General features: G+C 69.6%; 18 protein-coding genes. 3 read left to right on the forward strand and 15 right to left on the reverse strand.

Going from position 1 to position 19,787, the window contains the following annotated elements; all coding sequences use genetic code 11:
• Positions 1-10: 10 nt before the first annotated feature.
• The 6 genes from BMZ83_RS08170 to alaS all read right to left on the reverse strand — a co-directional run bounded on the left by BMZ83_RS08170 (position 11) and on the right by alaS (position 6,761).
• Positions 11-1,369: an MEDS domain-containing protein gene (locus BMZ83_RS08170; RefSeq protein ID WP_074877515.1), complete on the reverse strand. Its 1,359-nt coding sequence runs from the start codon at positions 1,367-1,369 to the stop codon at positions 11-13.
• Positions 1,370-1,413: 44 nt separating this feature from the next.
• Positions 1,414-2,400 (reverse strand): magnesium/cobalt transporter CorA, encoded by a 987-nt coding sequence (corA, locus tag BMZ83_RS08175; protein ID WP_074877517.1) that lies wholly within the window; start codon positions 2,398-2,400, stop codon positions 1,414-1,416.
• The gene (locus tag BMZ83_RS16845; protein ID WP_166623214.1) at positions 2,397-2,561 is read right to left on the reverse strand and encodes a hypothetical protein; all 165 of its coding nucleotides are present in this window, start codon (positions 2,559-2,561) and stop codon (positions 2,397-2,399) included. Before BMZ83_RS16845 ends, corA begins: the two co-directional genes overlap by 4 nt.
• 46 nt (positions 2,562-2,607) lie before the next feature.
• Positions 2,608-3,375 (reverse strand): alpha/beta fold hydrolase, encoded by a 768-nt coding sequence (locus BMZ83_RS08180; protein WP_074877519.1) that lies wholly within the window; start codon positions 3,373-3,375, stop codon positions 2,608-2,610.
• Positions 3,376-3,436: 61 nt separating this feature from the next.
• Entirely contained in the window at positions 3,437-3,952 is a 516-nt protein-coding gene (locus tag BMZ83_RS08185) for a hypothetical protein (RefSeq protein WP_074877521.1), read from the reverse strand.
• Positions 3,953-3,995: 43 nt separating this feature from the next.
• Complete coding sequence (gene alaS, locus BMZ83_RS08190; protein WP_074877522.1) at positions 3,996-6,761, reverse strand: alanine--tRNA ligase; 2,766 nt, start codon at positions 6,759-6,761, stop codon at positions 3,996-3,998.
• A 182-nt stretch (positions 6,762-6,943) separates the two neighbouring features.
• Between alaS and BMZ83_RS08195 the strand changes: the two genes are divergently transcribed.
• Complete coding sequence (locus BMZ83_RS08195; RefSeq protein WP_166623215.1) at positions 6,944-9,733, forward strand: GAF domain-containing protein; 2,790 nt, start codon at positions 6,944-6,946, stop codon at positions 9,731-9,733.
• On the opposite strand, the gene BMZ83_RS08200 is transcribed toward BMZ83_RS08195, so the two are convergent.
• Together BMZ83_RS08200 and BMZ83_RS08205 are read right to left on the reverse strand one after the other, a co-directional pair.
• Positions 9,730-10,755 (reverse strand): threonine aldolase family protein, encoded by a 1,026-nt coding sequence (locus tag BMZ83_RS08200; protein WP_074877526.1) that lies wholly within the window; start codon positions 10,753-10,755, stop codon positions 9,730-9,732. The genes BMZ83_RS08195 and BMZ83_RS08200 overlap by 4 nt on opposite strands.
• Before the next feature lie 65 nt (positions 10,756-10,820).
• A complete protein-coding gene (locus BMZ83_RS08205; protein ID WP_074877527.1) occupies positions 10,821-11,822 on the reverse strand; it encodes an aldo/keto reductase in 1,002 nt (333 codons plus the stop codon).
• A gap of 113 nt (positions 11,823-11,935) precedes the next feature.
• Between BMZ83_RS08205 and BMZ83_RS08210 the strand changes: the two genes are divergently transcribed.
• Positions 11,936-12,325 carry a ubiquitin family protein gene (locus tag BMZ83_RS08210; RefSeq protein WP_074877529.1) on the forward strand — a complete coding sequence of 130 codons (390 nt, stop codon included), beginning with the start codon at positions 11,936-11,938 and terminating at the stop codon, positions 12,323-12,325.
• A gap of 15 nt (positions 12,326-12,340) precedes the next feature.
• Here BMZ83_RS08210 and BMZ83_RS08215 read toward each other — a convergent pair whose 3' ends face one another.
• Together BMZ83_RS08215 and BMZ83_RS08220 are read right to left on the reverse strand one after the other, a co-directional pair.
• Positions 12,341-12,850, reverse strand: coding sequence for a macro domain-containing protein (locus BMZ83_RS08215; RefSeq protein WP_074877532.1), 510 nt, complete (start codon positions 12,848-12,850; stop codon positions 12,341-12,343).
• Positions 12,851-12,897: 47 nt separating this feature from the next.
• Positions 12,898-14,295, reverse strand: coding sequence for a sodium-dependent transporter (locus BMZ83_RS08220; RefSeq protein WP_074877535.1), 1,398 nt, complete (start codon positions 14,293-14,295; stop codon positions 12,898-12,900).
• 219 nt (positions 14,296-14,514) lie between these two features.
• Here BMZ83_RS08220 and BMZ83_RS08225 point away from each other — a divergent pair, with 219 nt between their 5' ends.
• Entirely contained in the window at positions 14,515-15,348 is an 834-nt protein-coding gene (locus BMZ83_RS08225) for a 23S rRNA (uridine(2552)-2'-O)-methyltransferase (RefSeq protein WP_074877537.1), read from the forward strand.
• On the opposite strand, the gene BMZ83_RS08230 is transcribed toward BMZ83_RS08225, so the two are convergent.
• From BMZ83_RS08230 to tatC, 5 genes are all read right to left on the reverse strand, one after another.
• A complete protein-coding gene (locus BMZ83_RS08230; protein WP_074877538.1) occupies positions 15,345-15,554 on the reverse strand; it encodes a hypothetical protein in 210 nt (69 codons plus the stop codon). The genes BMZ83_RS08225 and BMZ83_RS08230 overlap by 4 nt on opposite strands.
• Before the next feature lie 40 nt (positions 15,555-15,594).
• Positions 15,595-15,918, reverse strand: a complete 324-nt coding sequence (locus tag BMZ83_RS08235; protein WP_074877540.1) for a hypothetical protein — start codon at positions 15,916-15,918, stop codon at positions 15,595-15,597.
• Between the two features lie 42 nt (positions 15,919-15,960).
• A complete protein-coding gene (locus BMZ83_RS08240; RefSeq protein WP_218144682.1) occupies positions 15,961-16,695 on the reverse strand; it encodes a queuosine precursor transporter in 735 nt (244 codons plus the stop codon).
• Positions 16,692-16,871, reverse strand: coding sequence for a ribbon-helix-helix domain-containing protein (locus tag BMZ83_RS08245; protein ID WP_074877542.1), 180 nt, complete (start codon positions 16,869-16,871; stop codon positions 16,692-16,694). Before BMZ83_RS08245 ends, BMZ83_RS08240 begins: the two co-directional genes overlap by 4 nt.
• Positions 16,872-17,041: 170 nt before the next feature.
• Complete coding sequence (gene tatC / locus BMZ83_RS17345) at positions 17,042-19,780, reverse strand: twin-arginine translocase subunit TatC (protein ID WP_074877544.1); 2,739 nt, start codon at positions 19,778-19,780, stop codon at positions 17,042-17,044.
• Positions 19,781-19,787 lie beyond the last annotated feature (7 nt).

The following is a 19,787-nucleotide window of genomic DNA, read 5'->3' on the forward strand; positions in this document are numbered from 1 at the left end:
TCCGGACTGGTTACTGTGCCCGCGGCAGGTCGATCCGGACGTCGGCGCCGTCGTCGGGCAACGTCATCGTCCCCTGGGTGCTCTCGACGATCCACTTCACGAACCAGAGTCCGAGCCCGTCTGCGTGTTCGAGCTTCGTCTCCTCCCCCTCCTGAACCGCTCGCCGGTCGTTCTCGGGGATCTCCCATTCGGGGACCCCGACTTCGATCCGGACGCGCTCTACGCCGGAGTTGTCGACGAGCACCGTCACCGCCGGCTGATCCTCGCTCCGGGCGGCGGCTGCGGTCGTCACGAGCTCCGTCAGCGCGGCGTCGAGGTTCGTGTCGGCCAGCACCGACACGCCGGTCTCGCCGTGGACCTCGATCGTCGCCCCGGGGTAGTCGCGACGCGCCTGCTCGACGGCGCGCCCGAGCACGGTGCCGAGGTCGAGGTGTTCGGCGGTGCCGCTGCCCAGCGAGTCCTGGACGTACCGCGCCTTGTCCGACATCTCGACCATATCGTCGAGGTGGTCGATCGCCGTCTCGATCCACCTCTCGGCCGCCGGGCGGAGCGACGCCTCGCTTCGCAGGCGATCGAGATATCCCCGGATGACGTTCATTTCGTTGCGGACGTTGTGCCGGAGCACCCGGTTGACGACGGCGAGTCGCTGTTCCCGGCGCTCGACCTGCTGCCGACTGCGCGCGAGGTCGTGGGTCTGCTCCAGCATCAGTCGGACGTTCAGGTCGGGGTCCTCCGTCGCGCGGTACTCCGTGGGCGGCAGGTAGTAGGGGTTCTCACACAGCGTGTTCCGGTAGATGATCCGCTCGTGGGTGCGGATCGCCTTCGCGATCGACGACTCGCAGAACCGGCTCAGGTCGTACTGACAGAGCGCGGTCACGGGCATGTTCGGGGAGTCGGCGTCGAAGTCGGCCTCGAAGTCGAGCACGTGGTCGAACGAGGTGTCGGTGTGGAACGACCACGTGTTCTCGCCTGCAACCAGCAGCCCGTCGTAGCCGTCGTCGACGGCGGCTTTGCAGGCGTCCTTGAGGATCGAGATCAGGCGGTCCGGATCGAACCCGGCGTCGAGGTACACCTCGCCGGCGTCCCGGATCCGCAGGTCGTCGGCCGCCGTCCGGGCAGCCACGTCGATGCCGGCGGCCTCGAACGCCGACTCGATCTGTGCGGGGGTGTTGTCGTCGGCGAGGTAGAGGCACCGGCGGTCGTTCCGGAGGCCGTACCCGACGTAGGTGGCGGCGGCGGTCAGTTGCGTCTCGGGCGACCGGTAGAACAGCGCGAGGTGGCGCGGGAGCGTCGACCGCTCGAACTCGGCCCGGAGGTGCGGAGCGGTTCGGAGCTCCTGGCTCGTCTCGACGTCTCCCGCGGCGTCCATACACCTCATCTACCGCCGACGGCCTTGGGTGTTTGGTCAACCAGTCAGAGCCAGCCCTGCCGCCGGAAGTGGGCGAGCATCAGCGCCGCGACCAGCGCCATCCCCAGCATCGTCGCCGGATAGGCGTACGTCCAGCCGAGTTCGGGCATCGAGAACGGGGTCCCGGCGAAGTTCATCCCGTAGACGCCGACGACGAACGTCAGCGGGATGAAGATCGTCGCGACCACCGTCAGCGTCTTCATCACCTCGTTGGTCGACTGGGAGACGGCGTTGAGGTAGATGTCCCGCGAGCCGCCGGTCAGGTCGCGGTAGGTCTCGATCAGGTCGACGACCTGGACGAGGTGGTCGTACACGTCCCGGAAGTACTTCTCGTTGGCCTCGGCGACCTGCGGGCTGTCACCCCGGGAGAGCGTGCCGACGGCCTCGCGGGTCGGCCAGGCCACCTTCCGGAACGCGAGCAGGTCCCGGCGCACGCCGTTGAGTTCCTCGAGGATCCCCGGCTCGGGGTGGGTCAGCACGCGCTCCTCGACGGCCTCGATGTCGGTCTCGATCTCGTCGAGCACGTCGAAGTAGTCGTCGACTACGGCGTCCAGCACCCGGTAGGCGAGGAAGTCCGCGCCGCGGTCGGCGACGCGGCTGCTGTTTCGAGTCCACGTCGGCGCCGTCGGCGCGACCAGTTCCAGGTCCGGCCGCGCGATCGTCACGAGCCAGCCGTCGCCGACGAACAGTCCGACCGACTGGGTGTGGATCTCCTTCCCGAACGCCACGTCGTCGCGCTGGCTCAGGCGGGTGGTGTTCACCAGTACGAACGTGTGATCGCCGTACTCCTCGGTCTTCGCGCGGGTGTTCTCGTCGAGCACGTCCTCGACGGCCAGCGAGTGGAGGCCGAAGCGGTCCTTGATCGTCTCCAGGTCCGAGGCCTCGTCGACCGAGGCGTGGACCCACGTCTCGCCCGGGGCGTCGACGGCCGCGCCCACGTCGTCGTACGCTTGGACGCCGTCGCGCGTGTACACGACGGCCTGTAGCGTCATCGGTCACCCCCCGGCATTCCCCCGATCACCACGAGCACGGTCCCGGCCATGATCGCGGTGAGCGAGAACGCCCGGCCGGGGTAGGAGACGTACACCCCGACGGCGTAGCCCAGCAGGCCGGCGACCAGCAGCCCGCCGCCCGCGACTGTGCGTCGGTGCATGCGCTCGCGTTCGCGGGTCGAGTAGTTAAAGCCGCCCGCGTCGACACTAGGCCGGGTCCAAGAACGTCTGCAGGCGGTCGTTGACGACCTTCGACGCCTCGACGTGGGCGAGGTGGCCCGCGCCCTCGACCTCGAACAGCTCCCCCTTCGGGAGGTCGGCGGCGAGTTCGCGGCCCCGCGCAACCGGGCAGAGTCGGTCGTCGGTCCCGTGGACCACGAGCGTCGGCTCGGTGATCTCGTAGGGGGCGTCGACGGCGAACTCCTCCAGCGCCGCGGCCTGTCGCTCCCACGAGTCGGGGTCGGCGTCCTCGGCGGCGCGCCACTCGACGATCTGGCTGATCGCGTCCGGTTGCCCGTCGACGAACTCCCGGGAGAAGCCGACCTTGAGCGACTCCCGCAGCGCCGTCTCGTCAGTCGGCGCCGCGGCGAGGGGCGTGGGGTCGTAGCCGTCGCCGGAGAGCGCCGTCCCGATCAGGGTGAGCGACGCCACGCGGCCGGTCGTGCGGGCCAGTTCGAGCGCCACCATCCCGCCGAGCCCGGCGCCGACGACGTGGGCCGCGCGCACGTTGTGGTCCCGCAGGACCGCGACCGCGTCGGCGGCCAGCATCTCGACCGTGCAGTCCGCGGGCGGGTCGTCCGAGCGCCCACAGCCGCGGGTGTCGGCGACGACGGTCTCGTAGGGGCCCGCGAGGGCGGCGTGCTGCCAGCCCCACTGCCAGGCGCCCAGTCCCACGTCGCCACAGCACAGCACCGCCTCGCCGTCGCCGTCGGTCTCGTAGTAGAGCGAGACGCCGTCGTTGCTCGCGTAAGGCACAGTGGGGGTTCGGACGGGTCGGTGTTTACCGTTCCGGGACTTTACGGCCGAGCCGAGTCGATCACTCCACCCGTTCGGCTGTCAGCGTCCGGGAAACTGCGTCGCCGACGACGTAGGACAGCTCGTAGGTCTCGTTCCCGTACCTGACGTAGTCTACCTCGTTCAGCGGCTCCGGGAGTGCGTCCCACTTCCCGACCGGCGCGTAGTAGCTCCCTTCGGTTACCGCTGTCCGGACCTCGTCCCGAATGTCGGGCGGGAGTTCCTCCACGGCACGCACCGTCGCGTCCTCGGATGGGTCGTCCGGCGACGCCTCGATCGTGTAGGAGGCGGACCAGCTTCGAGAGACGCCGACTCGGTACTGCTTCCCTTCGTAGCGGACGTAGTCGTGGTTCCGGAACGGTGCGGCGTCGACCCCAGTGAGCGTCGTGTTGCTGCCGATGGCGTCGCGGAACGCGTCTTGCTGGCTCTCGTCGAGGTCGTCGTACGCGACAGTGTCGCCCTCGATGACTCCAGGGGCGCTACAGCCGGCGAGGAGAAGGAGGAGCACGACGGCGACGGCGGGGACAGGTTTTCGCACGTCCCCAGGACGGTCCGTTTGGGTTGAAGGTCTTGTGCCGACCTCAGGCCGCCTGCTTCCGTCGCAGCACGTCGGGCGCGTCCTCGAGCGCCTTGTCGAGCGCGTCGACGTCCGGGCCGCCCCCCTGCGCGAAGTCCGGCGGGCCGCCGCCGCCGCCGCCGACCTTGCGGGCGAGTTCGCCGATGACTTCGCCGGCGTCGATGTCGACGCCGTCGGGGACGCCGACGACGATCTGTGCGGAGTCGTCGGCGCCGGAGCCGACGACCGCGATCTTGCCCTCGCCCACGAGCGCGTTGGCGGTGGCCTGCAGTTCGTCGGCGTCGGCGTCGATGCGCTGGATCACGGCGGTCGTGCCGTCGATCTCGACCTCCTCGCCCGCGCCGGCGCCGCCAGCGCGGGCCTCCGCGAGCTGCCGTTTGAGGTCCTCGATCGTCTTGCCGCGCTCCTTCCACTCCGTGAAGAAGCGCTCGGCGGCGTCGGGCACCTCCTCTGGGTTCACGTCGAACGTCTCGGCGGCGTCGTACAGCGCGTCCTCGGTGCGCTGGGTCGCCTCGATGGCGGCCTCGCCCGCGGCGAAGACGAACCGCTCGACGCCGTCCTGCACGGGTTCGGTGTTGAGGACCTTGATCGTCCCCACGTCGCCGGTGCGGTTGACGTGGGTGCCGCCGCAGGCCTGCACGTCGTCGCCGACGTGGATCAGCCGGATGTTCTCTCCCGGCGGGATGCCGCCCTGGTAGAGGTCGAAGCCGTGTTTCTCCTCGGCCTCGTGGCGCTCGGGCCACTCCTGGCGGACGCTGGTGTTGTCGGTCACCATTTCGTTGGCGACGCGTTCGATCTCCGTGACCTCCTCGCGGCTCACGCGGTCGTAGTGGTTCACGTCCAGCCGGGAGCTGTCGACGCCCTTCTGGGCGCCGGCCTGCCGGACGTGGTCGCCGAGCACCTGTCGCGCGGCGGCGCCGACGATGTGGGTGGCGGTGTGGTGCTGCATCAGCCGACGGCGGCGCTCGGCGTCGATCTGGCCGGTGACGAACTCGCCTTTCTCGGGGCGCTCGTCGGTCCGGTGGAGGATCACGCCGTCGCGAAGCTGTACGTCGGTCACCGTGACGCTGCCGTCCTCGCTGACGAGCGTGCCGTGGTCGGCGGGCTGGCCCCCGCCCTCGGGGTAGAACATCGTCTGATCGAGCACCACGTCGTACCCCTCCTCGCGTTCGAGGACGTCGAGGACGACCGCCTCGAACTCCATGCGGTCCTGGTCCTCGTAGTAGAGCTGGTCGGTCTCGGGCAGGTCGTCGACGCGGTCGGTCTCCCCGTGCTCCTCCTCCAGGGCCTCCTCGGCGTCGTGGCGCTCGGCGACCAGCGAGTAGAAGTCGTCCGGCTCGTTCACTTCGGCGCCGCGCTCCTCGGCGATGTCTTTGACCATCGACGGCTGGATGCCGTGGGAGTCGTACAGTTCGATCAGCTTCTCGGTCGGGATCGGCGTGCCGGCTTCGGCGTGCTCGTCGGCCAGTTGGCGCACCTTCCGGCCGCCGCGTTCGAGCGTCTCGCGGTACTTGCGCTCCTCCGTGCGGACGATGTCGCGGATGGTGTCGCGGTTCTCGTACTCCAGTCGCTCGGCCTCGCGGTCGACCAGTTCGTCCAGCGGCACGTCGACGCCAACGTCGTCGACGAGGCGCTTGGTGCGGCGGAGCACCATCCGGGCGAGGTAGCCCGTCCCGACGTTGGAGGGGACGATCTCGTCGCCGAACATGTAGGCCAGACAGCGCGCGTGGTCGGCGATTGCGTAGACGGCCTCCAGCGGTTCCATCAGCGCCTCGAGCCGCGCCACGTCCACGTCGAGGCGCTCGGCGATGGTGTCGCGGGCGGCCTCCATGTCCTCGGCCTCGTCGATGTCCATGTGGCCCGCGAGCTTGGAGGCGCGGTGGACGAGCTCCTGCTCCTCCTCCGTCATGTCGATGCCGGCGTTCTCCTTCAGGAACTCGATGCTCTCGGGGTAGATGGCCTCGTAGACGGTCGGCGTGCCCTGGCTCATCCAGGTCCAGCGCTCGATGCCGTACCCCGTGTCGACGACCCGGCGGTCCATCTCGGAGTACGTGTTGCCGTCCTTCATCTCGTACTCGCCGTCGGGGTCCTTCTCGAGCATCATGAACACGAGCGTCGCCAGCTCGAGCCCCTTGTAGATGACCTCGAAGGCGGGGCCGGCGTTGCCGCCGCCGACCCACGGGTCCTCGATGAACGTGATCTCCTCCCTCGGGACGCCCATCGACGAGAAGAACTCCTCGCAGTACTCGACACACTGGTCCTTCCAGTAGACTTCGCCCTCGTAGGCGTAGTCGGTGCCCTCGTCGGCGTTGAACGCGTGGTGGCCGCCCATCTCGAACGCCATCGTGTGCCGGCCGGTCTTCCCGACGTTGTCGATGTCCTGCATTCGGATGCAGGGCTGGGAAACCACCAGCGGGTTCGCCGGCGGCGGCGACTGGCCGCTGGTGACGTGGGGCTGGAAGTCGTAGATCGACGCCTGGGTCAGCAACACGTCGTCGCGCCAGCGGTTGGCGGCGACGGGCGCCGGGTCGACGCGCTCGTGGTCGTGCTCCTCGAAGAAGGAGAGGAACGCCTCGCGCATCTCCACCAGCGAGTACGCATCGTCGAAACCGGGATCGTCGATGAAGCCGTAGTCCTCACACGGCGGTTCTCCACAGGTCTCACGCGCGACGCGGCTCCAGAAGTGCGCCCCACACGACGAACAGGTCTGGCGTTCGAACCCGTTCTCGGCGAAGTAGTCGAGACGGTACTCGCTCTCGAGCTCGGTCATTACCGGATGTGGTCTACCGCCGGGCAAAAGGATTCCGGGCTCCGAACGAGGGGTTCAGGTGGCCAACGGCCGAACACTGCCCGCGTACCGCGGCGGGGCAATCAGTTCCGGCTTCTCCGCCGTACGACTTACCGAAACACATATGGGATAGTCTCACAAGAGAGACAGTAACTCTTCAAAACGTGCCACGTCGAACCGAGATCCTCGTGGTCGGTGACTCACCCTGTGAGGGAGCGGGTGCGCTGCTCGAACGGGATGGGTTCACCGGCCGCGCCTGCCCGCAGTCGGAAGCCCGCTCGGCGTTCGAAGAGCTCCACCCGGACTGTCTGGTCGTGTGTGGCGGCTCGATCCCGACCGCGCTGGCGGCGGCGGCCTCCGAGGACGGCTGTCCGATCGTCGACTGCGACGACCCGCCGATCCTGACCCGGAACGACGACGACGAGGACGCGGCCGGCGAGAGCGCGCTCGACGACCGCGTCACGAGAGCCGTCGGCGGCACCCCGAACCGCGAACGGATCGCTCGCCTCCACGAGGGGTCCGCGGAACTGGTCGGGATCGAGGAGCGCGGCCCGCTCCACCGCCGCGTCGTCGGGATCGCCGAGGACGTGCTCGGCTTCGACACCGCCGCGCTGTACATCCACGAGGGGGACGGGTTCGTTCCGAGCGCCGCGATCGGTGACGACCGACCCGACCGGCTCGCCCCGGACCACGGGATGGTCTCGCAGGTGTTCGAGACGGGCGAGCCCGCGCTGATCGACGACATCGAGAGCCACTCGATCGCCGAACAGCAGATCGAGCGCCACCGCTCGGGGCTGGTCGTGCCATTCGGCGACGACGGCGTGTTCGCCGGCCTCTCGACGGAGTTCGCGGCGTTCGACGACGTGGACATGGAGCTCGCGGAACTGCTCGTCACCCACGGCTCGCAGGTCGACGCCCGCCTCCAGGCCGAGGGCGACCTCCGCGACCGACAGCAGCGCATCACCCGACTCCACGAGGCCGCGCCGTCGCTGATCGACGCCGACAGCGAGGCGGCGCTGTTCGACCGCGTCGTCGACATCACGGAGGGCGTGCTCGCGCTCGACCAGTCCGTGCTGTTGATGGAGCGTGACGGGGAGCTCACGCCGGTCGGCGGCCGAACCGACAGGGTCGACGAGGTTTCGACCGACGCCGGGATCGTCGGCCGGACGTACAACGAGAAGCGGTCGTTCCTCGTCACCGACGCCGACACGCACGAGGACGCTGAGCCGGCGAACGAGTCGGTCAAGTCGGCGATCAGCATCCCCGTCGGGGATTCGGGGGTGTTCCAGGTCATCTCGGACGAGAAAGCCGCGTTCGACGAGACGGACGTGGAACTCGCGGAGCTGTTGATCGGCTACGTGGAGGCGACGCTCGATCGCATCCGCTCGGAAGCCGCACTCCGGGAGTCACGGCAGGTGATCGAGCGGCTCCACACGACGGCGATGGAGCTCGGCACCGCCGAGACCGAACCGGAACTGCTCGACAACGCGGCCGACGCCGCCGAGGACGTCCTCGAGATGGACATGTGCAAGCTCGACCTGCGGGACGGCGACGTGCTCGTCCCCGTCGCGGAGTCGGGCAACGTCCCCGACGACGCCGGTCGGGAGATGCACGTCTCGGAGGGGCTCGCCGGCAAGACCGCTCGGACCGGCGAGTCCTACTTGGTCGTCGATCTCCACGGCGACGCCGACGCCGAGCCCACCGACCCAGAGTTCGAGTCGGCGATCTCCGTCCCGATCGGCGACCTCGGGGTGTTCCAGGCGGTGGCGACCGAGCCCGCGGCGTTCGACGAGGAGGACCTCGAACTCGCGGAGCTGTTGATGGCCCACGTCGCGGTGGCGCTGCAGCGGCTCCGCGCCGAGGCCGAGCTCCGGCGGGAGCGTGACAGCCTCGAGGCGCTGTTCGAGAACATCCCCGGTTCCGCCGTCGCCTACGAGATGATCGACGGCGAGCCGATCGTGCGCCGTGTCAACGGCGCCTTCGAGCGCACGTTCGGCTACGGCGCCGACGAGATCGAGGGGGAATCCCTCGACGAGTACATCGTCCCGCCCGAGAGCGCCGAGGAGGCGGCGACGTTCAACGAACAGCTCGCGAACGGCGACCGGGTGCAGACCGAGGTCGAGCGCCGGACGGCCGACGGCACCAAGCACTTCCTCCTGCAGGTCACCCCGCTGGAGGTCGGCGAGGAGAACGCGCCGGGGTACGCCATCTACTCCGACGTGACCGAACAGCGCCAGCGGGAGGCCGAACTCCGCCGGCAGAACGAACGCCTCGACCAGTTCGCCAGCGTGGTCTCCCACGACCTGCGCAACCCGCTCAACGTCGCGTCGGGCTACCTCGATCTGGCCAAGCAGACCGACGACTTCGACAAGCTCGAGCAGGTCGAGGACGCGCTCGATCGGATGGACTGTCTCGTCACCGACCTGCTGTCGCTGGCCCGCGAGGGGCAGGACGTGGGGGAGACGCAGTCGATCGAGCTCTCGACGATCGCGTGGGAGGCGTGGGCCCACACCGCGACCGGCGACGCGTCGATCGACGTCGTCGACGACACCACGATCGACGCCGACCCGGACCGGCTGGTGGAACTGTTCGGGAACCTCTACCGGAACAGCGTCGAGCACGGCTCGACGAGTTCCCGGACGGAGTCCGGTGACACGGCGGACCACGGCTCGGCGAACAGCCGGACGGCGTCCGGTGCCACGGCCGAAGGCGCGGGCGACGCGCCGACGGTGACCGTCGGTACGCTGGCGACGGGCGAGGGGTTCTACGTCGCCGACGACGGCCCCGGGATCGACGACGACATCGATCCGTTCGACACGGGCGTCACGACCAGCGAGGAGGGGACGGGCTTCGGGCTCCCGATCGTCGAGAGCATCGCCGAAGCCCACGGCTGGTCGGTGTCGGTAACCGAGAGCGAGGCGGGCGGGGCCCGCTTCGAGTTCGAGACCGCCTAGTCCTGCATCGCCGTCCGCACCGAGTCGATCGCCCGTTCGACGTCGTCGTCGCTCACGTCCCAGTTCGTTGTGAACCGCACCGTCGTCTCGCTGAACGCGACGGCGAGCACGCCGTGGTCCTCGATCTCGTCGACGAACTCCTCGGCGCTCAGCCCCGTCCCCGCCACGTCGGCGACGACGATGTTCGTGTCCGGTTCCGTGGTCTCGATGCCGTCGATCCCGCCGAGCCCCTCGGCGATGCGCTCGGCGCGCCGGTGGTCGTCGGCGAGGTGCTCGCGGTTCTCCAGGGCGAGCAGGCCGGGCGCGGCGATGATGCCGGCCTGGCGCATCCCGCCGCCGAACAGCTTCCGGGTCCGGCGCGCGCGCTCGATGAACGCCCGGTCGCCGACGAGCACGGAGCCGACGGGCGCGCCGAGCCCCTTCGAGAGACAGAACATCACGCTGTCGACGTTCTCCGCCAGCGCGGCGGGGTCGGCGTCGAGCGCCTCGGCGGCGTTGAACAGTCGCGCGCCGTCGAGGTGGACGGGGACGCCGTGGTCGTGGGCGACCGCGGCCGCCGCGTCGATGTCCTCCTTCGAGACGGCGACGCCGCCGCGGTAGTTGTGCGTGTTCTCCAGACAGAACAGCCCAGTCCCGGCCTCGTGGAGGCTCTCCTCGACGATGCCGTCCTCGACCTGCTCGGGCGTCGGCGTGCCGTCGTCGCCGAAGTCGAGCAGCCGGGTCTGGAGGCTACTCAGCTGGGCGACGGCGCCGAGCTCCCACTTCAGGACGTGGGCGTGCTCGTCGGCCAGGAGCTCCTGCCCGCGGTCGGTGTGGGTCCGGATCGCGACCTGGTTGCCCATCGTGCCGCTGGGGACGAACAGCCCGGCCTCCTTCCCGAGGATCTCGGCGGCGCGGGCCTCGAGTTCGTTGACGCTCGGGTCGTCGCGGTAGACGTCGTCGCCGACTTCGGCGTTCTTGGCGGCCTCCCGCATCGCGTCTGAGGGTCTGGTGACGGTGTCGGAGCGAAGGTCTACGACCATGGGGTCGCTGGGAGAGCGGGAGGAATAAGGCACTCGGTGAGGGGTACGCGTTTCCGGGTTCCGAACTACAGGTTCGCGTACGGGCCGCCCTTCGCCTCGGTCAGGCGGTCGACCTGCTCCTCGGAGAGGTCGATCTGTGCGGCGCCGAGGTTCTCCTCCAACTGCTCGACGGTGCGGGCGCCGACGATCGGCGCGGTCACGCCGTCACGATGCATCAGCCACGCGAGCGCGGTCTGGGCCGGCGAGGCGTCGACCTCGTCGGCGACCTCGTCGAGCACGTCGTGCACGTCGAAGTTCGTCTCGGTGAGGTACGCGCTCTCGAACCGGCTCGACTCCGCGGCGCGGGACTCGCCGGTCAGTCCCTGCTCGCGGTCGTACTTCCCGGTCAGGAACCCCTGGCCGAGCGGGCTCCACGGGCAGACCCCCAGCCCCTCCTCGCGGGCGAACTGGAGGTAGTCCCCCTCGATCTCGCGGTCGACGAGGTTGTACCGGGGCTGGAGCACGGTGAACGGCTCCCAGCCCTCCGCACGGGCGAGTTCGTTGGCCTTCGCCACCCGCCACGCGTTGGGCGAGAGCGTCGACGCGCCGAGGTAGTGGACCTTCCCCTCGTCGACCAGCGCGTTCAGCGTCTTCATCGTCTCGCGGGTCGGCGTCTCGCCGTCCCAGCGGTGGAGGTAGAGCACGTCGACGTAGTCGGTGTCCAGCCGGTCGAGGATCTCGTCGACGCGGTGCCGGAGGTTCTTCCGGTTGTTTCCCCGGCTGTTGGGGTCGCCCTCCCGGATCTGCCAGTATATCTTGGAGGCGACCGTGAACCGCTCGCGGTCGCGCTCTGCCAGCCAGTCACCGATCCACTCCTCGGCCTGCCCGCCGCCGTACACGTCGGCGGTGTCGATGTAGCGCCCGCCGGCGTCGGCGTAGGCGTCGAGCAGGCGCTTCGCCCGCTCCTCGCCGATCTCGAGGTTCCCCTCCTCGGTCTCGCGACCGAAGCGCCAGGTGCCGAACTGGAGTTCGCTGCTCCGGAGGCCGCTCTCGCCGAACTGGACGAAGTCGAGGTCCGTCTCACTCATACGTTGGCTAGTTAGGGCGAACGGGGGAAAAGCGTTCAGCTATCGGCGACGGTCGGGCGATGCCGAACAGGTTCGGGTACGACTGTAACCCGCCGGCGCGCCAACAGTCGCGTATGAGCGCGATCGAGGCCGAACAGACCGCGACGACGACGGTAACCGTGAAGGCGACCGGCCACGTCCGGCGCGAACTGGACGAGCACGAGTTCGAGTTCACCTTCGAGGGCGACACCCTGGGGGAGTTCCTCGACGCCTTCTTCGCGGAGTACGGCTGCGAGGAGATGCTGCTGGCCGAGACCGAGGACGAGGAGACGGCCAACGGCTGGGCGGACTACCCCGGCGAGCCCCCGGGCCGCTGGGAGCGCAACCCCGAGGGCGAGCGCACGCGGGCGTTCGCTCGCGTGCTTGTCAACGGCAAGTTCAACGAGCTGCTGGACGGCTTCGGGACGGAACTCGAAGACGGCGACCGGGTCGCGCTGACGTACCCGTTCATGTTCTGTCTGTAGGCGGCGCGGTCGCCCCTATCCCGACCGAACCCGCTCCGCGACGGCGTCGAGCGTCCGGTACTCCGACTCGGAGTGCGCGATCACCCGGGCGTCGGTCAGCGCCGACGGCTCGTGAGTCCAGACTTCCCCACAGACGAGCCGTGCGCCCCGCTCGAACCCGAACCCGGCGGCACCGGTCCCGAGGACCGGGATCACGATCGACTCGCACCCCAACCTGTCGGCTTCCGCCAGCGCGTTCCGGGTCGCATCGCGGATGCTCCCTTCCGTGGCCCGCCCGTCGCCGTAGTGTGGCATGGCGGCGGCGTGGATCACGTACTCGGCGTCGAGGTCGTAAGCGTCCGTGACCGCGACGCCGCCGAGGTCGACCGGCCCCTTCGAGACGGCCGCCTCGTCGATCGGCCCGTTCGCGCCGCGGCGGAGCGCGCCCGCGACGCCGCTGCCCATCCGGAGGCTCGTCCCCGCGGCGTTCACCAACGCGTCGGCCTGCTGGGCGGCGATGTCGCCCTGGACGGTCGTGAACTCCATGATCGACCGTTGGTCCGCGGACGACTTATTCCCTCACGCTCGGCCGTTCAGCCGTCAGTCACCAGCCAGACCGCGAGCCGACTGACCAGCGTGCCGACGACGGCGACGGCCGCCCGGCCGCCCAGGCCGAGCGAGACGCCCACAAGCGGCGCGAGCGAACTCGCCAGCGAGAAGAGGACGACAACTGGCAGCAGCCACCCGACGGTCACCACCCACGACTCGGCGAGGACGGCGAACCGGCCCGCGCCGGCACGGAACTCCGCGACAGACTCCGCGCGAAGCACCCAGCCGACGATGACGAGGAAGCCGAACAGCCCGACCGTCAGCATCAGGTTGGCGAGGGTCCCCGAGACGAACTCGAAGATCGGACCGGCCAGCGCCAGCCCGCTCCCGGCCGCCGCGAGCAGCAGCGAAACGAACAGCGTCGCCCGCCGGCGCGGCACGTCGTACTCGTCGACGAGCGTGGCGACCGGGGTCTCGAGCAGGTTGATCCCGCTGGTGATCGCGGCCATCAGCACCGTCCCGAAGAAGACCGTCGCGACGACGGGGCCGCCCGGCAGCGACCCGAACGCCGCCGCGAGCGCGACGAACAGCGCGCCCGGGCCTCCCTGCCCGGGGACGCCCCCCTGTGAGAACAGGAGCGGGATGACGACCAGCCCGGCGAGCACGCCGATGAACGTGTTCGAGACGGCGATGACGAGGGTGTCCCGCGGGAGCGAGCTATCGGCGTCGAGGTAGGAGGCGTAGGTGAGCATCGACCCGGCGCCGACCGAGAGGGTGAACAGCGCCTGCCCGGCCGCGGGCCCGATCACGCTCGGGAAGTTGGCGACGAGGTAGTCGGCGTCGAAGCCGAGGTAGAACGCGTAGCCCGCCGCGGTCCCGGGCTGTGTCGCCGTCCAGACGGCGAGGCCGACCAGCAGGACCACGACCGCCGGCAGCATCACCTTCGAGACGCGCTCGATCCCGCGGCTCACGCCGAAGAAGACGATGCCGGCGACGATCCCGAGGAAGAGCAGGTGGAAGCCGACCGCCGGCAGCCCGTAGCTCATCGCGCCGAAGTACTGCTGGGGCTGGCTGAAGTACGCCCCCGTCGGCGAGACCAGCGTGTAGCGCAGGATCCAACCGCCGACCACCGAGTAGAAGGAGAGGATCACGAGCGTCGTGGCGACGTTGAACGCGCCCAGCGTCGACCCCCAGCGGGCGCCGATCTGGTCGCTGAGTGCGCCGATCGGCGTCTGGCGGCCGCGGCGCCCGAGGACGAATTCCGCGAGCAGCCCCGGGACGCCGACGCCGACGACGATGAGCAGGTAGACCAGCAGGAACGCGCTGCCGCCGTTGCCGGCGGTCAGCCACGGGAAGCGCCAGATGTTCCCCAGCCCGGCCGCGCTGCCCACGGCGGCGAGCACGAAGCCGAAGTTCGTTACCCACGAGTCACGTGTAGCCATCAGTGTACAGCGTTGGACACAGGACACGCAAACCTGTGTTGATCTGCGGGTCACAATCCTGTCAAAGGACGCGAAAAACGGGCTCGGGAGCGGGCGGCTCGCGGCCGACGCCGACGGTGTATCCGATGTGCCTTTCCGGATAGACTCCCTCCGCATCGGTATGAACGCGAATTCGCCGGTCGCTCTCGCCCGGACCCCCGCCACCTCGGTGAGCCACGTATGACCCGGAAGGACGACTACTACAACCGCGCCAAGCAGCAGGACTACCGCGCCCGCTCGGCGTACAAGCTGAAACAGCTCGACGACACCGCGGACCTGTTCGACGACGGCGACACGGTCGTCGACCTCGGCGCCGCCCCCGGCGGCTGGCTGCAGGTCGCCGCCGAGAAGGTCGGCCCGCAGGGGAAGGTCGTCGGCGTCGACCTCCAGCGCATCGACGACCTCGACGCCCACCAGGTGAGCACGATCCCCGGCGACATGACCGAGGAGGAGACCCGCGACCGGCTCCGCCGCGAACTCGACGTCGCAGAGCGAAGCTCTGCTGCCAACCAGAAATCGAAGATTTCTGGTGACGCCGAGGGCGGGCAGGGCGTCGTCGACGTGGTCGTCTCGGACATGGCGCCGAACATGACCGGCGAGTACGAACTCGACCACGCGCGTTCCGTCCACCTCGCGCGGATCGCCTTCGAGACCGCCGTGGAGTTCCTGAAACCCGGCGGCGACTTCGTCGCCAAGGTGTTCCAGGGCCGGGATCTCGACGACCTGGAAGCCGACATCGAGCCGTCGTTCCAGTACGTCCGGCGGGTCTCGCCCGACGCCTCCCGGGACTCCTCCAGCGAGGTGTACCTGGTCGCCAAGGGCTACACCGACGCACCCGTCGCCGAGGGCGACCGGCTCACCGTCGAGATCAGCGACACCGGCGGCGAGGGCGACGGGATCGCGCGGGTCGAGGGGTTCACGGTGTTCGTCTCGGGCGCCGAGGAGGGCGAGGAGATCGAGGTCTCGGTCACGGACGTGAAGCCGAACTTCGCGTTCGCCGAGCGCGTCGACTAACTGGAGATCCAGGCGTACGTCTGGATCGAGCCGAACAGCAGCGCGAGCACGCCGTTCTGGACGAGCAGCACGCTCTCGGGGTTCGCCGGGGGCGCGGCCCGGACCCACAGCGTCAACAGCCCGAACAGCGTCGTGAGTACGAGGTTGTACTTCGCGAGCACGGCCCACGTGTCCTGATCGAGGTCGACGAGACCGTCGCTGCCCATACCGGGTCCTGGGGCTGCCGAGGGAGGAAGCTGGCGGCCGCTACCCGCGCCGGTACCACCTGCCCAGTTCGATCAGCGTCCCGACGCCGCTGGCCAGCGCGAGCGCGCCGACGAAGGCCGTTCCGCTGCCGAGGTAGGCGACGAGACAGACCGCCGTCGCGAACGCGGCGGCGAGGGCGTTGTACGCGCCGTGTTCTCGGACGCTCGGGACCGCGCTCACGCCGAAGAAGAGCACCCCTAGCGCGACCAGTCCGTAGGCCCACTGTGCGGGGCCGCCCGGGCGGACGGCGAAGGCGACGCCGACGACCGCGAGGAGAGTCGAGACGCTCGCGTGGAGCAGCCTCTGTACGCGCCGTTCGTCCATCGACGCCCGCTCGGGGCGCCGGCGAGAAAAGCGGCGCGCTCCCTACGCCGTGAACAGCCGGCGATCCTCGGCGTCGCGTCGGCGAACGGCGCCGACGATCGCGTAGACGAACGGCGTGTCGATCAGCGCGATCGCCAGCTTGAGCACGTACTGACCGACGACGAGCGCGGCGACGCTCGGTACGGGGCCGCCGCCGACGAGCGGGAGGCCCATCTCCGCGCCGACACCGAGGTTCGGAAGCACCCAGAACGCGACGCCGACGAAGATCACGGTGTCGATGAGCTGGCTGCTGGCGGTCGAACCGATGTTGCGCAGCCACAGTTTGTCGCCGTCGGTGTACTCCTTCAGCCGGTGGAAGACGATCACGTCCCAGTTCTGGCTGGCGACGTAGGCCAGCAGGCTGCCGGCGACGATGTTCGTCGACGCGCCGAGCACCGCCGAGAACGTGCTCGCGAACTCGGGGTTCGCGGCGGGCGCGACGATGGTGCTCCAGACCAGCGCCAGGACGACGAAGTTCATCAGGAAGGCGACGTTGACCAGTTCGCGGGCGGCCCGTTTCCCGTACAGTTCGGCGTAGCAGTCCGACGCGAAGTAGGTCACCGCGTACGCGAGCGCGGCGCCCGGCAGCGTGAGCGCGCTGCCCGCGACCGGGATCCCGAACGGTAGCTGGAAGGAGAGCAGCTTCGCGGCGGTGAGCTGGGCGGTCACCAGCGCGGTGACGAACAGCGCCGCCAGCAGCAGGCGGTCGACCGGGAGCGGGCGGCGGTCGGCGCTCACGCGTCCTCCTCCTCGATACGACCCTGTCGCTCGTCGATCTCGTCGAGCCGGTCCAGCGTCTTCCGGATCGACGCCCGGATGGCGTCGCTGCGGTTGACGAACTTCCCGTCGGCGCCGACGTGCTCGTCCAGATCCGCGAGCAGTTCGTCGGGGATCTCGACGGAGACTTTCGTCATCGCTCGTCCTCCCCGGCCACTGCCTGTTCGGCGGCGGTCCGTGCCGGTCGGTTCGGTGCTCGCATAGTCATACCGGAGGGATACCCAGGGATACGCAAAAACGCACCGTTCGGGAGCCGGGTGGCTAACTGGCTCGGAGAGCGTGGGGCCGAAGGAGACGCCCGGTCGCGCTACCCGTCGTCGCCGGCGGTTTCGGGCCCGATGGTGGGTTTCCGGAGGTTGCGGCGACCGCCGAGCGTGAGCACGTACAGCACCACGAGGCCGACGCCGTAGGCCGCCATCAGCGGGATCGTGATCATGATCATCGTGAGCGCGTCCGCCGGCGTCAGCAGCGCGGCGACGAGCATCATCCCGATCATCACCTCGCGCCAGCGGCTCCGCATCGCGGTGTAGGAGACGCCGGCGGTGTTCAGCAGCGCCATCAGCACCGGCACGTCGGCGAGGATGCCGATGCCGGCGGTGGTGAAGAAGATCAGCCAGAAGAAGTCGGTGATCCGGTAGCTGATCGTCATGTTCGCCGCCAGCGCGTCCTCGACGAGGTAGGAGATGACCCGCGGCGCCACCTCGAAGTAGCCGAAGATCAGCCCCCCGAGCAGCCCCCCGGTCAGCAGCGCGGCCCAGCCGAAGATGACCTCGCGGCGCCCGCGGACGAACCCGCGGTCCCGCAGCGCCGGCCACGCGAAGTAGGCGATCATGGGGAGCACGGCGATGATCCCCAGCAGCGCCGAGAACTTCACCTCGAACACCAGCGCCTCGACGGGGTGGAGCGCGATGACCTTCGACGCCTCCATCGCCGTCTGCCCCGGCTGGAGCACCTCCCCGGGCACGCGGGAGAGGAAGTCGGCGTAGACGTCCTTGATGCCGCCGGTGTAGAGCCAGAAGAACGAGCCGGCCATCACGACCATGAACGTGCCGACGATGTAGAACAGCCCCGAGGTGACGGAGCCGAGGATGAACTGGAGGTCCTTGTAGTAGCCGCCGATGTCGTCCTCGTCGGTGTCCTCGGCGAACTCGTCGAGGAACGTGCTGCTGGCGCGCTCGGCTCGGTCGCCGACGCTGCCGGGCTCGGACTCGTCCTCCTCGGCTTCGGCCTCCGCGGTCTCTCGGGCCTCGTCGAAGCGATCGAGGATCAGGCGCGCCCGGTCGTCGTCGTCGGCCGCGAGCGCGCGGTTGGCGTAGAAGTTCGCCGCCTGCTCCGTCAGCGCCGTGAAGGTCGCCGGCGGCGCGCGCTCGAGCTCGTCGGTCGAGAGCTGGCCGACGTTGACCGCGGTGGGATCGGTGCCGGCGAAGTAGCACGCGAGCAGCACGTAGAGGCCGACGAGGGCGGCGATGACCGCGAGCGACCCCACGGCCGCGAGGCCGGCGGCGACGAGCGTCGAGTAGCCGAACGCGGGGAGGGAGACCCCGAACCCCGCCTGTCGGAGCAGCCCGTTCACCTCGGCCGTGTAACCGAGCACGGCGTAGGCGACGCCGAACAGCACGACCGCGAAGACGGCGAGTGGCTGGCCCTGCTGGCGGAGGCGCTCCCCCCAGTCGACCCAGTCCCGGCCCCGGCGGATCGCCTCCAGGGGGTTGGCGGGCGTGAACAGCGGCTCGGTCTCGTGTCGCGGGGGCTCGGGTTCGTCCCCGTCCGGCTCGTTGGCCTCGTCGTAGCGGTCGAGGATGGCCTGCGCCTTCCCGTGGTAGCCGTCGTCGATGGCCCGTTGGGCGGCTTCGAGCGCTTCTGGCTCGTCCATCGACTCGAACGCCTGGATCGGCGCCGCGCGGACGCCCTCCTCGTCGAGCGCGTCGAGGTCGATCCCGGTCGGGTCGCCGAGTTCGGCGTCGGGGTCGACGGTGTTCTCGAGTTCGCGGTAGGCGAACAGCAGCAGGCCGACGACGGCGAAGCCGACGCCGAGGCCGGCGCCGACGAGCAGGACGTTCCCGGTGGGGGAAAGCGGGGTGAGCCCGCCCAGCGCCGGCGCGCGGTAGCTGCTGCCGATCGCGGCGAGGCCGGCGTCGATGGCGCCCCGGCCGCCGGCGTCGGCGTAGAGCCACGCGACGGCGACGCCCGCGACGACGAGCGCGGCGGCCTCGTTCCAGTTGCGCCGGAGCACGCCGCCGACGGTGAGCCGTTCGCTGCCGCGCTTCATCGTGACCGCGAACTTCGCGAGGTAGAGGCTGAACCCGTACAGCACCAGCAGCGGCGCCGCCCACATGATCTGGGTGAACGGGTCCGGCGGCGAGAACACGGCGCCGAAGACGAAGATGGCGACGACGGCGTAGCGCCACTTGTCGCGGAACTGCTCGTAGGGGACGATCCCGGTGTAGGAGAGCCCCGTGATCGCCAGCGGCATCTGGGCCGCCAGCCCGAAGGAGAACGTCAGCAGCAGCACGAACTGGGTCCAGAGGACGATGGACCAGTGGGGGGCGAAGCCGGCCGCCGCCGCGTTGCCGGCCAGGAAGTTGAACATGATCGGGAAGAACAGCAGGTAGCCGTAGGCCATCCCGCCCATGAACAGCAGGAAGGAGAGGGCGGCGATGGGCACCGCCTTCCACAGCGGGATCGGGACCTCCGGCCAGCGACCCCGCTCTTTCAGCGCGTCGCGGGAGAAGTAGAGCAGCACGGGCGCGGCGACGATCAGCCCGACGGCGAGCGAGATCTTCGCCTGGAGCAGGATCACGTCGAAGGGCGTCTGGGCGATGATGTCGAACTGCGAGACCAGCTCGTCGGGCATCCGCTGGGTGGTGACCCCTTTGAGCCACTCCCAGATCCCCCCGCGGAGGGCCGTGAACATCCCCATGAAGGCGATGACGAAGACGACGAACACCTTCTGGAGGTCCTTCTGCGCGGAGCGGAGCATCGCTCCCGCGGTCTCCCGCCCCTCGGCGATGGCGCGCTGGGTATCGTCGTCGAGCGCGCTGGACATAGCGAGA

Origin of the sequence: Halolamina pelagica (assembly GCF_900115675.1) — an archaeon.
GTDB lineage: Archaea > Halobacteriota > Halobacteria > Halobacteriales > Haloferacaceae > Halolamina > Halolamina pelagica.

Excerpts from the sequence above, each read along its gene's own strand:
- BMZ83_RS08170 (WP_074877515.1), bottom strand. The coding sequence starts at position 1,369 with ATGGACGCCGCGGGAGACGTCGAGACGAGCCAGGAGCTCCGAACCGCT.
- corA (WP_074877517.1), bottom strand. The coding sequence starts at position 2,400 with ATGACGCTACAGGCCGTCGTGTACACGCGCGACGGCGTCCAAGCGTAC.
- BMZ83_RS16845 (WP_166623214.1), bottom strand. The coding sequence starts at position 2,561 with ATGCACCGACGCACAGTCGCGGGCGGCGGGCTGCTGGTCGCCGGCCTG.
- alaS (WP_074877522.1), bottom strand. The coding sequence starts at position 6,761 with ATGACCGAGCTCGAGAGCGAGTACCGTCTCGACTACTTCGCCGAGAAC.
- BMZ83_RS08200 (WP_074877526.1), bottom strand. The coding sequence starts at position 10,755 with ATGGTCGTAGACCTTCGCTCCGACACCGTCACCAGACCCTCAGACGCG.
- BMZ83_RS08205 (WP_074877527.1), bottom strand. The coding sequence starts at position 11,822 with ATGAGTGAGACGGACCTCGACTTCGTCCAGTTCGGCGAGAGCGGCCTC.
- BMZ83_RS08210 (WP_074877529.1), top strand. The coding sequence starts at position 11,936 with ATGAGCGCGATCGAGGCCGAACAGACCGCGACGACGACGGTAACCGTG.
- BMZ83_RS08215 (WP_074877532.1), bottom strand. The coding sequence starts at position 12,850 with ATGGAGTTCACGACCGTCCAGGGCGACATCGCCGCCCAGCAGGCCGAC.
- BMZ83_RS08220 (WP_074877535.1), bottom strand. The coding sequence starts at position 14,295 with ATGGCTACACGTGACTCGTGGGTAACGAACTTCGGCTTCGTGCTCGCC.
- BMZ83_RS08225 (WP_074877537.1), top strand. The coding sequence starts at position 14,515 with ATGACCCGGAAGGACGACTACTACAACCGCGCCAAGCAGCAGGACTAC.
- BMZ83_RS08230 (WP_074877538.1), bottom strand. The coding sequence starts at position 15,554 with ATGGGCAGCGACGGTCTCGTCGACCTCGATCAGGACACGTGGGCCGTG.
- BMZ83_RS08235 (WP_074877540.1), bottom strand. The coding sequence starts at position 15,918 with ATGGACGAACGGCGCGTACAGAGGCTGCTCCACGCGAGCGTCTCGACT.
- BMZ83_RS08245 (WP_074877542.1), bottom strand. The coding sequence starts at position 16,871 with ATGACGAAAGTCTCCGTCGAGATCCCCGACGAACTGCTCGCGGATCTG.
- tatC (WP_074877544.1), bottom strand. The coding sequence starts at position 19,780 with ATGTCCAGCGCGCTCGACGACGATACCCAGCGCGCCATCGCCGAGGGG.